This window comes from Flavobacterium hibisci (assembly GCF_020026925.1).
In the GTDB taxonomy this organism is placed as follows: Bacteria; Bacteroidota; Bacteroidia; order Flavobacteriales; family Flavobacteriaceae; genus Flavobacterium; species Flavobacterium hibisci.
This window is the reverse complement of the sequence record NZ_JAIQDW010000020.1, coordinates 60,977-77,083: the sequence shown is the minus strand read 5'-3', so window position 1 is coordinate 77,083 and position 16,107 is coordinate 60,977. Positions and strand designations below refer to the sequence as shown.

Genomic DNA, 16,107 nt, shown 5'->3' with positions numbered 1-16,107 from the left:
ACAATATTAGATGCAAACTTATAAGCAGGATATTCGCAGTTATTAATCGAGAAACAGAATACATAAACACCTATAAATTTGCATCTTAAATTTTAACACTTTTTAATTGTTTTTTATCATAGAATGCTCAGTGTGATAATATTAATTACTATTAACAATTTACCATTAAATTTTCACATGTCCCCAGTTTTCCCCGCTGGCAATGCGTCTGATCTGCATTTCGCTGACGCCGAATTGTTTGGCAATCATTTTAAGGCGTGTTTTTTGCTCTGGACGGGCTAATATCTTTTTGATCAGCATGACTTTGGTAGTAGTCAGTTTTCTGCCGTCTGATTTTATATTGTGTTCAATGAGGTTTTTTTTGGCCTGAATAACGTGTGGACTTTTACGGCTGTGCGCTATCATTTCTTCTCTGGTAGCCCAGCGAAGGTTGTTTACGTCATCATTGTTTCTAACATAATCTAAATGAAGCACGTAAGTCTGGTCTTCAGATTGTTTGGGAAGAAAATAGTGGGCAACTAATTTGTAGAGAAAAAGGTATTTATTGACAATTTTATCATCTTGTCTGATTTTGAACCGAAAAGTAGGATATCCGTCGCTCAGTCCGCCTTTTAAAAGACGTCCGTTTTGTATTTCATCTGTAAAGCTAACTAACCTTCCTTTGTTTGAAATGGCATATCTAAATTGTAAGGACTCATTAATATCTATTTCTTTGAATTCTTCATTTGGATAAAATCTAATCTGTGGCATATTCTTTTGCATTTAATTCTATTATTCCAAAGATACAATTTCAAAGAAAAAAAAGCTATTTGCCTGAATATGAAGTGTAAAATTTATGATTCTTATAACGCTTTTTTAACTTTTACGAAGAATATGGGGCTGTATTTGTCAGTTAAATGCAGGAATTAACATAATTAAATGCTTTTTTAGAAATATTTCAGTACGTATTTTAGGAATTAAATGCCTGATTTTATTGGTCAAGCCAGTTTTTAAAATTGTTTATTTCTTTTTTACTGATGATAATTGGATCATTTTCTATGGCCGGAACGGTAAGAATGAGTTCAATTTTCTGATTGGAATGTTTTACAATTTCCTTGATGATTTTTCTGCTTACGATATATTTTCGGTTTACTTTAAAGAATAAAAAAGGATCGAGAGCGTGAATTATATCTGTAAGTGTGTTATCGTATAAGTAACTATTTCCCGATTTAGTATAAATAAACAGATGCTTTCCGGAGGCGGCAAAATAAGTGATTTCCGTTTCATTTATCGAAATCAGCTTATAGCCGTAATTCACCAGAAAATGACGTTGTATCTTAGATGTTTCAGGACTTTCTATTGCCACAAGCGACTGCAGGGTTGCATCGGTATTGAAGCTGTCTTTGATTTTTTGGAACTTGATTAAGGCTTCTAAAAGTTCCTGCTCTTCAAAAGGTTTCAAAAGATAATCAATCGTAAAATGCTTAAAAACTGAAATAGCATATGAATCGTATGCGGTAATAAAAATAACCGGACAGGAAACCATGGCTTTCTCGAAAATTTCAAGGCTTTTTCCGTCACCGAGATGGATGTCCATAAAAGCTAAATCGACATTATTTTCGTTAAAAAATGCAACGGCTTCTTTTACAGATTTTAAAACGGTAGCCTGAGTTATTGGTAAAACATCCTGCTGCCCTAAAATGGATTGTAAATAACTTGAAGCAAGATGTTCATCTTCAACAATGGCAATTTTCATTCTTTTGAAAGTAAAGTTACTGAAGCTGCAATCCTGAGAAGCTGCTTTTAAATTTTTGCAAATATATTTAGTTAAGGTTTATAATTATTTAAAGTCGAAATATTTTTATTTATTTTAAATTAACAAAAAAGGCCCGGTTTAAAACCGAGCCCTTTTGCAAAAAACAATAATAGGTAATTATAGATTGGGATTGTTTAATCTCGCGTTTCTTGGCAAAGGCATAGTATATCGCGGATCATTTTGTGACAAAGTGAAATTTTGGCCTGCATAAGTGTGAATGATTTGTTTTTGAGTTGTTCTTCTTAAATCGTTCCAACGGTGTCCTTCAACAGCTAATTCACGCTGTCTTTCTGCCAAAATGAAAGTTGTTAAATCTGTAGCATTCATTGCTGCAATATCGCTTTCAAGCTGTGTAAATCCTGCTGCTGTATATCTGTTTTTAACGAAAGTTAAAATAGTTGTTTTAGCATCAGCAAGATTGTTTAGTTTTAATGAAGTCTCTGCTTTTGTTAAATAGAGCTCGGATGTTCTGATAGAACATTTTTGATCTTCATTAGAACCTTTTATGATTTCGAAATTGCTTCCATCTGCAGCAAAATATAGAGAAAAACGTAAATCTGTAGTTCTGTTATAAGCCGAAATTAAGTCATTTGATGCATATGATATCATTTTAAGAGCACGGTCATAACCTAATTCAAGGGCCAAGATAGATTCTTTTGAATCGAATTTTGTTGCCAAAACCGGAGTTGCTTTTAAGTCAACTAAATTATTATTTATAGCTAAAGCTTTGTTCGCAGCATCAAGAGAGTTCTGCCATTTTTGCATGTATAAATAAATACGACTTTCTAAACTATAGATTGCAACTTTGGAAAAACGATAGTTTAATCCTTTTGTCTGTGTGTTTAATGTAAGTAAGTTTTCAGCTTCTTGCATATCAGAAACAACTTGATTGTAAATTGTTTCTACACTTTGAGTAGGATAAGACTGTTCTAAATCTACTTTTAGTGCTAACGGAACTCCTTTGTCTGAACCTGCTGTTGCAGCATTGTAAGGTTTTCCGAATAAGTTAACCAAATCAAAATAAGCCATCGCTCTTAAAGCATAAGCTTCTCCTATTAATTGATCTTTTTCAGGAGAATTAGCCAATTTTCCGCTAGCTTCATTGATTATAATATTCGAATAAAAAATTACATTGTATAAATTCGAATATGGAAAATCCAATGTTCGTGGATCTGCATTTGCATCCTTCCAAGTATAAATATCTTGGTATAATGGAATTTCACTCCCAGCATCAGCCTCTACCAGTAATTCATCAGTACGAACAGCTGTAATTGCTTTGTGTCTAGGGTAACCAATATACGCTTGAGTAATAAGACCACGATAATCTTGTAATGTTTCTGGAATTACTTTTCCTTTAGGTTGTACATCCAGATATTCATCGCAACTTGTTATAGCAATTGCTGCAACAAAAAGTAGTATATATTTTGAGAATTTTTTCATTTTTAATTTATTAGAAAGTTACATTACATCCTAAAGTGAATGACTTAGGAACTGGTTGCGCATAAATGTTTCCGAATGTTTCAGGGTCGAAGTAACCTTTGTAATCAGAACTTACTACGAATAAGTTTCTTGCCTCAACATTGAATCTGATACTTGAAATATTGATATAATCCGTCAATGTTTTAGGGAATGTATAGCCTAAACGTACACTGCTTAATCTCATATAACTCATTTCGTTAGCAAAAATATCTAAGTAATTCATTGTTTCAAGTGAATTTCTTCCTCCAAAATATTGATTTGCCATCCAGGAATCTCCTGTTCCACTTGTTTCACTTGTAATTCCTGGTAAACTAGCAGATGTATTTGTTGGAGACCAAGCATCTAAGATGTCTCTGCTGTAATTTTGTCCTCTGTCAACTTTTGTTCCGTTGTACGGCGGAGTTCTTGTAACTGTTTGTTTGATGTTAAAAGAAGCCGCAATAGTAAGATCGAAATTACTCACCTTAAATGTATTTGTGATACCTCCTGTAAACTTAGGATCTCTGTCTCCCAGGTAAACAAATAAATCTCTAAATTCAGCAGGTGTTAATGATGTATCCGATATAAGCCCTGGGAAATCAGGGAAACCATCTACAAGCTTAAAGAATGTTTGAGCGTTTACAGTCTCTCCTTGTTTGTTTACGAATAAAGGATATCCATTTTCGTCAACACCGTTAGTTTTAAATCCAAATACTGCATTTACAGCGTAACCTTGTTGATTAGGAAGAATACTTGCATCAGTTACCTGAACACGATCTACATTACTTTTGTTGTGAGCAAAGTTGATGCTTGTGCTCCACTTAAAGTTTGGATTGTCAAAGTTTTTTGTAGACAAAGTAATCTCATAACCTTTATTAGTTACTTGCGCCCAGTTCATGTTTGTATATGGGAAACCATTTTCTAATGCAAGCGCTCTTGCACCAATTAAATCAGTACTTTTTCTTCCGTAAAAATCAGTTACAATGTTGATGCGGTTATTGAACAATCCAATATCAGCACCAATGTTTGTGTTAGAAGTTTTTTCCCAACGTAATTTTTCATTTGGAGGACTAGTAACTACAATTGTAGGCTCTGTTTGTCCGGGAAGAACTGTACCTGTACTGTTTGCACCTATTACATAAGGAGAAGTACCTTTGTCAATATTTCCTTGTAAACCGTAAGAAGCACGAAGTCTTAAATTAGAAAGCGTTAAGTTATCTTTTAAGAAATCTTCTTCAGAAACTGCCCACGACGCAGAAGTTGAGTAAAGCGGTAAGTATTTATATTTTGGATCTACACCAAATAAATCTGAACCGTCGTATCTAACACTTCCAAATACGCTATATTTCCTGTTATAAGTATATGACGCGGTAGCGAAGAAAGATGCAAATGCATTTTCGTTTTCAGTTTTAGCATATGTTGACCAATTTTTTTCTACTGCGAAAGACGCATTTGGGAAAATGATAGGCTGTGTAGTTAAGTTTTTTTCATTATAACCAAAACCTTTAGTTGAAACAGATGATGCGTAATTGCGTCTTAACTCATTACCAACCATGGCCTCAATTTCGTGTTTCCCGCCAAAAGACTTATTGTAACTCACCATTGTTTTTAGGTTGTACTGAAAGAAGTCTGCATTATTATTTTGAATAACACCACCAACAGGAAGGAAATATTTTTTGCCGCCACTAAAATAGCTTGATCTTTCTCTTTGTACTCTTGTAAAGTAGCTGTTTTGACCAGCATATTTCTCAGTAGATGTATTTTCTAATTGTAGACCTAATTGAGAAGAGACTTTAAGATCTTTAGTAACTTTGTACTCAGCATCTAATAATGCTTTAATAGATCTTGTTTTCAATTCGTGTGAAGTATTTTCTCTTTCTTCTAAAAAGTTAAAAGGAATATAATCACCACCTACAAGTCCAACAACGTCTCTGTCATATTTATAACTTCCATCTTCATTGAAAGGAGTTAAATATGGATTTACGTTTCTAGAATAATTGGCAGGATTTGTATAGGCATTTGTCTCTGTTAGGTAAGAAGTAGTTTTGTTTTCTGAGCCAAAGATACCAACACCAACTTTGAATTTATCTGTAATGTCAAAGTTGTTTTTTAATGTTAAGTTGTAACGCTTGAAACCTGTTCCAACTGTTGCTCCTTTCTCATCATAGTAACCTAAAGAGAAATAGTAGTCAGATTTTTCTCCACCACCTGATATGCTCAAACCGTGCTGCGTATTCACCGCATTTTGGTATAATAAATCACCCCAGTTGGTATTGTTGTTTCTTAAACTGTTGATAGATTGCTGTGTAGCAGGACTCAAAGCAGAGAATCCACCAACTCTGTATGCGTTTAATTCATTTGCTCCGTTAAGGATACGTGTAATATCACCAGAAGTATCTCTGTAAGTTAAATCTTCACGTGCTGCAAGACCAAGTTCGAAATCAACTTTTTCGTTTGAGTTCATTAAGTTTAATTTAGCAAAGTCAGGTCTTTGTGTAATAAATACGTTGGTATTAAAGCTTACTACCATTTTACCTGCCCTACCTTTTTTAGTAGTCACAACGATTACACCATTTGCAGCACGTGCTCCATAAATAGCAGTTGCTGCAGCATCTTTTAAAATCGTAATATCTTTAATATCATCAGGGTTTAAACCTGCGATAGAGTAGTTGTTTAATACATCGATATTATCTTTGTCATAAGCTTTAGGAACATCATTCCCTTCTAATGGTAAACCATCAAGTACCCATAACGGATCTTGTGTGCCGTTAAGAGAAGCTGTACCCCTGATTCTGATTTTTGCAGGTGCTCCAGGTGCTCCGGAAGGCGTACTTACGGCAACCCCCGCAATTTGTCCAACTAATAACTGGTCAATACTGGAAACCCCTGTCTGCTGAATTGCAGCCATGTCGATTTTGGTAACCGCAGCAGTAAGTTTTCTTTTCTCAATTTTTTGGTAACCTGTTACTACAACCTCCTGAAGTTTTGCAGTTTCAGATTTCAGGTTAATAGTATAATCTCTCTGTGCAGAAAGCTCTAAGGTATAAGACACATATCCCATAAAAGTTACTCTCAGGGAAGTTACATTTTTGGCTATTTTTAATTGAAATTTACCATCAAAATCGGTAGTAGTTCCGATAGTTGAACTCTCAATAATTCCAGCCATTGAAGTTTTATTGGAAATCGAATTGTTTTCGACAAAAATAGAAGCTCCCGGAATAGGGGATTTATCACTTTCGTCCAGTATTATTCCCGTAATCGTTCGGGTTTCCTGCGAATATCCTGCGACGGCCAGGAACAGCAGTAAGGCATGTAGAATTTTTTTCATGTTTTTGGAATTGGGTTTGTATTAAAAGGTTGTATTATTCAGGGCTCTTTCGATTCGTTGTATCAAATCGCGGTAGTGGTTTTGGGTCGATTGGTCTCCGGTACTTTTCTTTATTTTTAATAATTGAAGCACTTTGTTCAATTCTCCTTTTTTATCAGATGTTACTTCTGTAACTCTTTTTAAGAAAGACTGATTGATGTTTCTTGCCATGTGTTCGTCATCTAAATAACTGCATAAATGCGGCATGTTTAAAGTCTGCTGAATTTCTATACTTTTTTTAGGTTCTGTTTTTTCAAATAATTTATTTGTCGAAACAATTAAAATATCCACATAATTTTTTTGTGTCATACGCTCCAGAATGGTAAGCGATTTGTTTTGGATAGTTCCTGAAAATACACTCTGATGTATTTTTTTAAACAACTCATTTACGGTAAAAACCTTTTCATTGGTTTTATTTCGCTGGTATAATTCGTTTTCTGTCATGCGAAGTAAACGCTCATCACCTAATAATTTATACATGATATCGTATTGTAATTCTCTTGAAAGAGTATAAGGAGTGTATTCAAAAGGTCCAAGAGGAGTATCTTTCAATGGATTTGTCTTGTCCAAAATAGTATTGAAAAACAACCACTGCGGAATCGTAAGTACATTTTTAACTAAATAATCAGCTGCTCTTTTCTGCATGGCCGCAGGAACCGGGACATAACTTTGTTTGTTATCGCCGTGAACTGTTGGGTTTAAGTAAATACCGCCAATATTGTTCATTACATGACGATTGTACATTTGCCATTGTCCGATAGCTCCAATATACAGTTTACCTGTTTCATAGTAAGGCTGGTCTTTATCGTAGGTCCAGCTTAAGATATTATCGACAACACGTTTTAAGTTTTTCAAACCGTATTCGCTTGCTTTTACAGCATCGTTTCCTAAATCTTCAGACTGTGAACGGGGGTCAATTACCTCGCCCTGCTGCTCACCATAAAAATAAACAGGATCGTTTTGATGTTTGGCGATTAGTGTGTTTAGCTTAACGGTCTCGTTTTCATTAGGCGGGTACCATCTGTATCCCCATTCAATTGCATACTTATCGTATTCTCCAATTTTAGGCGTAATAACCGTAACACTATCTTCTGGCTGTGCTACATAATTGTATCTGGCATAATCCATGATAGAAGGGGCAGTGCCGCCGATTTTAGCCGTGAATTCTTTAGAACGTAAAGATTCAACATCATAAGCAAACGAAGATCCCATGTTGTGTTTTAAACCAAATGTGTGTCCTACTTCATGAGACGATGCAAAACGTACTGCTTCTCCCATATGCTCATTACTAAAAGTGTTTCCTCTGGCTTTCGGATCAATTGGGCCGGTCTGGATACGCATCCAGCTTTGAAGGGAAGTCATAACATTGTGCCACCATATAATGTCTGCTTCAATAATTTCACCGCTTCTTGGGTCAACAACAGATGGTCCCATAGCATTGGATTTTGGAGATGCCGCATAGGTAATTACAGAATAACGTACGTCATCAACATCAAAATCTAAATCATTTTCAGTAGGCTCTTTTGCAATAATAGCATTTTTAAAACCGGCTTTTTCAAAGGCCGTTTGCCAATCGTGAACACCGTCAATAATATATTTTCTCCATTGTTTTGGGGTGGATGGATCAATATAATACACGATTGGCTTTTTAGGCGCTACTAATTCTCCTTTCAAATATCGTTCTTCATCTTCTTTTTTCGGTTCTAAACGCCAGCGTGTAATCAATTCTTTTTCAAGCATTGCCTGCTGTGCATCGGCAAAATACCAATGCTTTTCAGTGAAATATCCAATACGGGTGTCAGAAAAACGAGGTTTCATTGGGGTTTTGTCCAATAAAATAATATTACTTGTTACGCCAAGCGTTACTGATGCCGGAATTCCATCTTCGAGAAGAGAAGTCGTTAACTGCGACTTTACAATAATGTTTTTTGGAAATGATTTTGTACTTTCTATATAAGATAAATCAGATTTTACAGAACTGCTTAATCCAACATTGCTTATTAGGTCATTGAAACTCTTCTGTTTACCGTCAAAAATTTTATTTACTTTAATAACAACCGAAGTCGAGTCGTTATTTTTACTTTCAATATCAAAAACCTCAATGATAGACTCCGCAAAATTATCTTTTACAGAAGCTGTTATAGCATCATCTTTAGGAGAAGAAACTTTTGGAAGATAAGACTTCACCCAAACTTTGTTTGCAATTGTATCTTTATAAAAACTGATTACTTTGTTCTCATAATTCATCCCTTTGTTTAGGCCATATTCGTTTATCTGAAAAGGAACCTGTGATACTTTGTTTACAACTAAAAACTCTCTTTTAAATAAACTGTCATGAATTTCAAAATAAACATCAGTTTTAACTTGTATAATATTGAAGAGACCCTTTTTTACAGTTCCTTTTTTTACAAGTTCATTGTATTTTTTTCCTTTTTTAGATAGAGTAGTGTCTTTTGCTATTTCAGTACCGTTTTCTTTATTTTTATTCTTTTTTTGAGAATAACCAGAAATTGGGCCTACTAAAAATAAAAGGAATACAGCGATTACTTTTAAGTTATATAGGATTGCCTTTTCCCTCATTTTGATAATAATTTTAGGTTAATTTTAACGCGAAACTATTTGTTTCATGTACAAATAAAAAAAGAAAAGGAGTGAGTGGCTTATTTTTAGGAGTGAATGGATATTAATGGCAGAATACATACAAAATTGCCGTCTTTTTCTGAAGTTTCAAAATTGGTTCTGGAATAAAAAGTATAAATACTCGACAGGTATTTTAAGCCAAAATTGGCACCAGGTTCGCTGTGTGTCTTTTTTTGGAGATTGTTGCTAATAATTACCTGATCTTTCTGGATTATAATTTGAGTTGTTAAAGGATTTTCCTGTGTTGCCATATTGTGTTTGATCGCATTTTCGACCACAACCTGAAATGCCAGATACGGAATAAATTTTTCCAGTGCCGTTTCGTCTTCGATTTTGATAGAAAAAAATAATTCTTCCTTAAATCGGGTTTGTTGTAAAAAAATATATTTTTCAATAAATAATAATTCGTCCTTCAACAGCACTATATTCTTTTTTGGAGGATCGATCAGATAACGGTAAATACGGGATAAGTTCAATGTAAATTTCTGTGCTGTTTTTACATCAGTTCCAACGAGCATATAAAGTGAATTGAGCGAGTTAAACAAAAAATGCGGATTAATCTGCTCTTTTAATTGCTGAAGCTGAATTAGGGCTTTTTCTTTTACAATTTTTTCGTTCTCAACGAGCAGTCTGTTTTTTTCTTTAATGGCGATTCCTTTTTCTCTGTATGCACGTAGGTTTGCGTAAGAAAATAAATAGAAAATCAACAATAACATTACAGTTGTTATAGAATAAATCCAGGTTGAATATTTTCTGATTCGATCAGCGTTTTCATTAATAAATATTTTTGGAAAATTGACACATATAAACCAGTGAGAACCTTTAACATCGAGCCTCTTTGTAAACCGAATCACATCTAGTTTCAAATACTCAGACATGGTAATTTTTTTTACATAATCCTGATTTTTGCTGTAAACAGTATCAATAGGCCGGATAGAAGAAACTTCGTAAATGTTTTTGCCAATAAAAGTGGAATCAGGATGATAGATACATTTTCCATTTTGATCAAAAATAAAAGCATAGTTATTCCTTGTTTTATCAGCAATAGATAAATAATCGCGGAATTTTTTTAGGCTAATGTCATAACCAAAACGAACAGTTGTATGGTTTTTAGAAATTAGTTTAAAGTACACCCGCCAGATCCATTCCTTTCTAAACGGAACAATTGTACTTATATGGTCTGCATTTTTATGTTGAAGAACAAAATTTTCAGTATCATTAATTTCTGCCCGGTTGGCAGTAGAATCATTTCCAAACTGAATTTTTTCATCGTTAATCTGAAACCAGTTATTTACGATCAGGGAATTCGTTGTCTGTACCGAAGACAAAACCTTTAAATTCGAAGACAAATTATCCGGATTGCTAATTTTTAGAAGATATTTTATTCGGTTTTCCTGTTCAAGAAGTTTTGAAAACTCCTGCGACAAGAATTCCTGTCTTTTGAAAAAGTCTTGCTCTGCCAGAATCTCTTTTTCTTTTTCAGTAAGATCAGTAATTAAATTACTAAAAATGTAAACAGAAGAAACGGTAACTAAAATTATGAAGGCGACATATATAAAAAATGCCCGCCTGGAAGTTATTTTTTTTAATCTAAATTTCAAAAGAAGCGTATATAAATAGGAGTGTTTTAATTAGCAACCGAAAATTGCGAGTCGTACAGGTTTTTGTAATAACCATCTGTTTTGGCTAATAATTCCTGATGTGTGCCTTGCTCAACTATCAGACCTTTGTCCATCACCACAATTTTATCAGCATTAACAATAGTAGCCAGTCGATGCGCAATAACAATTGAAGTTCTGCCTTTGGTTATGGTTTCTGTAGCACGCTGAATCAATTCTTCTGAATAAGTATCGATAGAAGAAGTTGCTTCATCCAAAATCAAAATACTAGGATTACTCACATACGAACGCAAAAACGCAATTAGCTGTCTTTGTCCGGATGAAAGCATGACACCGCGTTCCTTTACATCAAAATCATAATTATCCGGCAGGCTCATAATAAAATCGTGAACGCCAATTTTTTTGGCAGCATCTATAACCTGCTCACGGGTAATTTCGGGATTGTGTAAAGTGATGTTGTTGTATATGGTATCGGCAAACAAAAACACATCCTGTAGAACCACCGCAATTTGTTTTCGCAACGAAGCCAGAGTATAATTTTCGATATTGTGCCCATCAATAAAAATAGTTCCGCTGTTGATTTCGTAAAAACGGTTCAGTAAATTTATAATAGTAGATTTTCCGGCTCCGGTTGAACCCACAATAGCTATAGTTTGACCTGAAGCGACAGACAGGCTAATACCTTTTATGACTTCTTCTTCCGGAATATAACTAAAACGAACATCTTTAAATTCTATGCTTCCCTCAAAAACAGGTGCCTCCAGAGTTCCGGTGTCCTGAATGTGATCCTGGGTGTCAATAATATCAAAAACACGATTGGCAGCAATCATTCCTAATTGCATCTCATTAAATTTATCCGCAATCTGACGAAGCGGATTAAACAGCATTCCGATGAACATAGTATATGAAAATAAATCTCCGAAAGTCGTAAAGTTATCTCCGTTCAGAATTTTAAATCCGCCAAAAACAACAACCAGTCCTAAAGTGATAGACGAAATAATATCGGCAATTGGGAAGAAGATCGAGTTATATAAAATCGTTTTTATCCACGCAACACGATGTTTGTCGTTGATATTTTTAAAGTTTTCAGCCTCGATTTTCTCACGGTTAAAAAGCTGAACTATTTTCATTCCCGTTACACGTTCCTGAACAAAGGAGTTCATATTGGCAATCTGTGTACGGACTTCCTCAAAAGCAATCTGCATTTTACGTTGGAAAATTCTCGTAATGTAAACCAGGACCGGCATCGCAACTACCACAATCCAGGTCAGTTTCCAGTTCATATAAAACATAAAAATCAAAACCACCAGCATTTTCATCAAATCACTAATGATCATAAACAACCCCTGACTGAAAATACGCGCAATCGATTCAATATCCGAAACAGACCGGGTCACCAGCTGACCAACCGGAACCAAATCAAAATACTTCATCCTGAAACTTAAAATATGTTTGAAAAGCTTGTTCCGAATATCTTTCACAATATCCTGACCCAGCCAGTTTGCCCAAAAAACAAAATAAAACTGAGAGAATACTTCCATAAGCAACACAATTCCCATCAGGATAATGTACATCAACAACCCGTATTTATCATGTGTTTTAATGTAGCCGTCAACAGTTTGTTTCAGTAAATACGGGCGAAGTGCAGCAAATATAGATAAGGATACTGCAAAAAGAATAACGCCGTAATAGCGCCATTTATAAGGTTCGGTATATTTTAAAATCCGTTTGAATAATCCGGTATCAAATGCTTTTGCTTTCATTTATTTTAGGAGCTTCTTCCTGCTTTTCACTTCAATCTTTTTTGTTTTGAAAGAAAAAACAAAAAAGGATTTCCATTGCAATCAGGGCTATTTTATAATGTAATCGTACTTAATTTCGGTCAAATATAAACCATGCGCCGGAACCGAAAATCCCGCTTTTTCTCTGCTTTTACTGGCAATTATGTTTTCAAGATCAGTCAGCGAAATTTTGTGCAGACCAATATTTACCAAAGTCCCAACAATGGCCCGAACCATATTTCTCAAAAAACGGTTTGCTGAAATGGTAAAAACCAATTTGCTTTTTTCTTTTTTCCAGTATGCCTCAAAAATCGTGCAATCAAATGTGCTGACATCTGTATTGACTTTTGAGAAGCACTGAAAATCGGTATGCGTTAATAATATTTTTGCCGCTTCATTCATCAAATCAACGTCTAATTTTTGATTCATATACCAGCTTAGTCCCTCTAAAAACGGATTTTTAACTGTATTGATATGGTATTCATACGTTCTTTTGGTAGCGTCAAACCGACAATGGGCGTCATCATGAACTAAAATAATGTCAAAAATGGCAATGTCTTTTGGTAAATACGAATTGAGTTTGTGTACCAAAACCGGAACATCAATAGACTTTTCAAAATCAAAATGCCCGTACATTTCTGAGGCGTGAACACCAGTATCCGTTCTTCCGGCACCCATTACATTTATCGTAGAATTCAGCAAAACAGAAAGTGCCTTATTTAAAGTCTCCTGAACTGACGATGCATTCGGCTGAAATTGCCAGCCGTGATAATGTGTTCCGTTATAAGCAAAGTGAATAAAATATCTCATTTTAAGGTACAGGGGTTCTGAGCTGCAAAGGTACGAAAAAAAGTTGCTAAGGTTTAAGTTGATAAGAAGCTAAGGTCTTTATCATGGAAAATTGGTTTTAAATTCATCATAAGCATAGATTGGAATATAACTTATTGATCAAATGTTAAGAATCTCTGTATTGTTGCTCCATTAAATTATTTTCTCAAAATCTTAGTATCTTAGCGCTTCATAAATTTAGTTCCTTTACAAAAAAATGAAAAAAATCCTCCTGCTTTCAGATACGCACAGCCATATTGATGACACAATTCTAAAATATGTTGCTCAGGCTGATGAAGTATGGCATGCAGGCGATATTGGGGATCTGAATGTTACTGACTCCATCAAAAAAATAAAGCCGCTTCGTTGTGTTTATGGAAATATAGATGATACGCAAGCACGGTTAGAATTTCCGCTTCACAATCGGTTTTTTTGTGAAGACGTTTCAGTTTGGATTACCCACATCGGCGGATATCCCGGAAAATATAATCCAGCGATTAGAGAAGAAATACAAAGCAATCCCCCAAATTTATTCATTTGTGGGCATTCACATATTTTAAAGGTGATATTTGATAAAAAAAATAATCTGCTGCATATGAATCCGGGAGCAGCAGGCAAAAGCGGTTTCCATCAGGTAAGAACAATGTTGCGCTTTGTAATTGAAGGAGACAAAATAAAAGATTTAGAAATCATTGAAATAGATAAAAGAGTTTAAATAGTAGTGACTCAAAACAAAAATAACGAAGAATTAACCACTAAACACTAAGAAACTCAATCACAAAGAGGAACCGTTATTTTAATGGAAGTCCCCTCGTTAATCTTTGATTTTACATCAAATTGTCCATTCAGGTTATTTATTCGGGCTTTTATCTGATTAAGTCCAAATCCTTCCACAAAATTAAAATCATTAATATCAAATCCTTTTCCGTTATCCGTAATTTTGATAATCAAATGTTTATGGCTTTCTGTTTCTGATAATGAAACTTCAGCCCGTGTGGCCTTGCTATGTTTTATAATATTATTGAGTAGTTCAGAAATAATAAAATAGAGTCTGGTTTCAAATTTTTCAGCATATCTTTTTTTACTTGAAATGGTATTCTGATATTCAAAATGTAATGTAGAATTAGAGTATTTTTCGCATAAATCATCAAGGGCATATAATAATCCGAAACGAACTAATAAAGTAGGAAGGAGGTCATGTGAAAGATCTCTAAGTTTATCATGTGTTTCGTCCAGAATAAATTTTGTTTTTATGATTTCATCAGGAACAGCGTTGTTTTGAGATAAAAACACATTCAAATGCATACCTGCAGATGAGAGTGAGGCACTAATGGTGTCGTGCAAAAATAAGGCAACTCTTTTTCGTTCGCTCTCCTGTCCGTCAATGCTGGCATTAATTATATTCTGGTGTATTTTATTCTGAATATTTTTTATCTTGTTTTTTTGTTTCAGTTTTGTATTTTGATAAAAAAAATAAAAAAGAATAGTGATAATGAGAAATAAAACAACAATTATACTGAATACCTTTTTATGCCGTGATTGTTCTCTTTGTAATATTTGTTGCTTTTTTTTGTATTCAGCCTCAATTTTATCTACTTCTCTTTTAAATTCGTCCAGCTCAAGATTAACCCCGGCAAGTTTTGTTTTTTTTTGTTTTGCTAAATCAGCAATTTCATTCGTAATGCGATTGAATTCTATTATATTTTCGTAGGCCTTTTTATAATTCTTATTTTTAAATAAAAAAGAAGCATATTTTTGATGGGCTATCGATAAATCAAACTTCTCATCACTTTTATTTCCTAATGCAATTGCCTTCGAGAAATAAAAATTTGCTTTTACGGTATCATTTTTATGATCATAATAAATTCCATTTAACATATTAAAGGCAACCTGGGTTGATTGATCTCCGTGTTGTTTAAATTCATTTATATATTTAAAATATTCTAAACTTTCTTTGAAATTTCCCACCTCAAAATAGGCCCAGGTAATATTAAGTTTTCTAAGGTATATTTTAGCTTTATCAGATGCCTTATTACTGTATTCAAGAGCTTTTTTATAATGAAATATCCCTTCATTATATTGCTTTTTTTCAAAAAAACAGATATTAGCTAAATTGTTGTGGATTTTACTTTTTAAAATATTGTTTTCTGTTTTATCAATATAATATAAAGCTTTTATATAAAATGGATATGCTTTATCAAGCATAAGCAAGTCATCAAAATTTACGCCAATTAGATTGTAACACCTTGCAATCAGATAATTGTCATTAATAGCAATAGCGTTTTTTAAAGCAGTTCTGGATTGTCTCAATGATTTTTCATAGTCATGTATTTTCCAGTTTTTAGTCGCATCTGTTACTAATTTCTCAATTTCATTTTTAGGAAGGATTTTGTTTTGAGAATAAAAATTGCTGCTAAAACAAATTAGTAAAATAAGCGATAGAAAAATAACCCGGACTTGATGCATTTACAATATAGAATTATTTGTGTGGTTTGTTTTACAACATTTTGTTTCAAATTTAATAATTAAATTTATTCTTATTAAAAAAAATATATTATTATTGTAATGCAATTATTATCAGGTGTTAAGGTTGAATTACTTATGAGGTGTCAATTAGGA

At 33.9% G+C, this 16,107-nt stretch carries 10 protein-coding genes; 1 reads left to right on the top strand and 9 read right to left on the bottom strand.

Going from position 1 to position 16,107, the window contains the following annotated elements; genetic code table 11:
* Positions 1-165 precede the first annotated feature (165 nt).
* The 8 genes from K8B81_RS17475 to truA all read right to left on the bottom strand — a co-directional run bounded on the left by K8B81_RS17475 (position 166) and on the right by truA (position 13,470).
* Positions 166-750 (bottom strand): NUMOD4 domain-containing protein, encoded by a 585-nt coding sequence (locus K8B81_RS17475; RefSeq protein ID WP_223682838.1) that lies wholly within the window; start codon positions 748-750, stop codon positions 166-168.
* A gap of 220 nt (positions 751-970) precedes the next feature.
* Positions 971-1,735, bottom strand: a complete 765-nt coding sequence (locus tag K8B81_RS17470) for a LytR/AlgR family response regulator transcription factor (protein ID WP_223682837.1) — start codon at positions 1,733-1,735, stop codon at positions 971-973.
* A 177-nt stretch (positions 1,736-1,912) separates the two neighbouring features.
* Positions 1,913-3,235, bottom strand: coding sequence for a RagB/SusD family nutrient uptake outer membrane protein (locus tag K8B81_RS17465; RefSeq protein WP_223682836.1), 1,323 nt, complete (start codon positions 3,233-3,235; stop codon positions 1,913-1,915).
* 10 nt (positions 3,236-3,245) lie between these two features.
* Complete coding sequence (locus tag K8B81_RS17460) at positions 3,246-6,581, bottom strand: SusC/RagA family TonB-linked outer membrane protein (RefSeq protein WP_223682835.1); 3,336 nt, start codon at positions 6,579-6,581, stop codon at positions 3,246-3,248.
* A gap of 21 nt (positions 6,582-6,602) precedes the next feature.
* Positions 6,603-9,200, bottom strand: coding sequence for a zinc-dependent metalloprotease (locus tag K8B81_RS17455; RefSeq protein ID WP_223682834.1), 2,598 nt, complete (start codon positions 9,198-9,200; stop codon positions 6,603-6,605).
* A gap of 86 nt (positions 9,201-9,286) precedes the next feature.
* Positions 9,287-10,861, bottom strand: a complete 1,575-nt coding sequence (locus tag K8B81_RS17450; RefSeq protein WP_223682833.1) for a sensor histidine kinase — start codon at positions 10,859-10,861, stop codon at positions 9,287-9,289.
* A gap of 26 nt (positions 10,862-10,887) precedes the next feature.
* Positions 10,888-12,642 (bottom strand): ABC transporter ATP-binding protein, encoded by a 1,755-nt coding sequence (locus K8B81_RS17445; RefSeq protein ID WP_223682832.1) that lies wholly within the window; start codon positions 12,640-12,642, stop codon positions 10,888-10,890.
* A gap of 87 nt (positions 12,643-12,729) precedes the next feature.
* Positions 12,730-13,470: a tRNA pseudouridine(38-40) synthase TruA gene (gene truA, locus K8B81_RS17440; protein WP_223682831.1), complete on the bottom strand. Its 741-nt coding sequence runs from the start codon at positions 13,468-13,470 to the stop codon at positions 12,730-12,732.
* 235 nt (positions 13,471-13,705) lie between these two features.
* Between truA and K8B81_RS17435 the strand changes: the two genes are divergently transcribed.
* Positions 13,706-14,203 (top strand): metallophosphoesterase family protein, encoded by a 498-nt coding sequence (locus K8B81_RS17435; protein WP_223682830.1) that lies wholly within the window; start codon positions 13,706-13,708, stop codon positions 14,201-14,203.
* Between the two features lie 56 nt (positions 14,204-14,259).
* Here K8B81_RS17435 and K8B81_RS17430 read toward each other — a convergent pair whose 3' ends face one another.
* Entirely contained in the window at positions 14,260-15,954 is a 1,695-nt protein-coding gene (locus K8B81_RS17430) for a tetratricopeptide repeat-containing sensor histidine kinase (protein WP_223682829.1), read from the bottom strand.
* Between the last annotated feature and the right edge of the window lie 153 nt (positions 15,955-16,107).

What these genes read in the sequence shown, in the direction of transcription:
- K8B81_RS17475 (WP_223682838.1), bottom strand. Translation starts at nt 750, where the DNA reads ATGCCACAGATTAGATTTTATCCAAATGAAGAATTCAAAGAAATAGAT.
- K8B81_RS17470 (WP_223682837.1), bottom strand. Translation starts at nt 1,735, where the DNA reads ATGAAAATTGCCATTGTTGAAGATGAACATCTTGCTTCAAGTTATTTA.
- K8B81_RS17465 (WP_223682836.1), bottom strand. Translation starts at nt 3,235, where the DNA reads ATGAAAAAATTCTCAAAATATATACTACTTTTTGTTGCAGCAATTGCT.
- K8B81_RS17460 (WP_223682835.1), bottom strand. Translation starts at nt 6,581, where the DNA reads ATGAAAAAAATTCTACATGCCTTACTGCTGTTCCTGGCCGTCGCAGGA.
- K8B81_RS17455 (WP_223682834.1), bottom strand. Translation starts at nt 9,200, where the DNA reads ATGAGGGAAAAGGCAATCCTATATAACTTAAAAGTAATCGCTGTATTC.
- K8B81_RS17445 (WP_223682832.1), bottom strand. Translation starts at nt 12,642, where the DNA reads ATGAAAGCAAAAGCATTTGATACCGGATTATTCAAACGGATTTTAAAA.
- truA (WP_223682831.1), bottom strand. Translation starts at nt 13,470, where the DNA reads ATGAGATATTTTATTCACTTTGCTTATAACGGAACACATTATCACGGC.
- K8B81_RS17435 (WP_223682830.1), top strand. Translation starts at nt 13,706, where the DNA reads ATGAAAAAAATCCTCCTGCTTTCAGATACGCACAGCCATATTGATGAC.
- K8B81_RS17430 (WP_223682829.1), bottom strand. Translation starts at nt 15,954, where the DNA reads ATGCATCAAGTCCGGGTTATTTTTCTATCGCTTATTTTACTAATTTGT.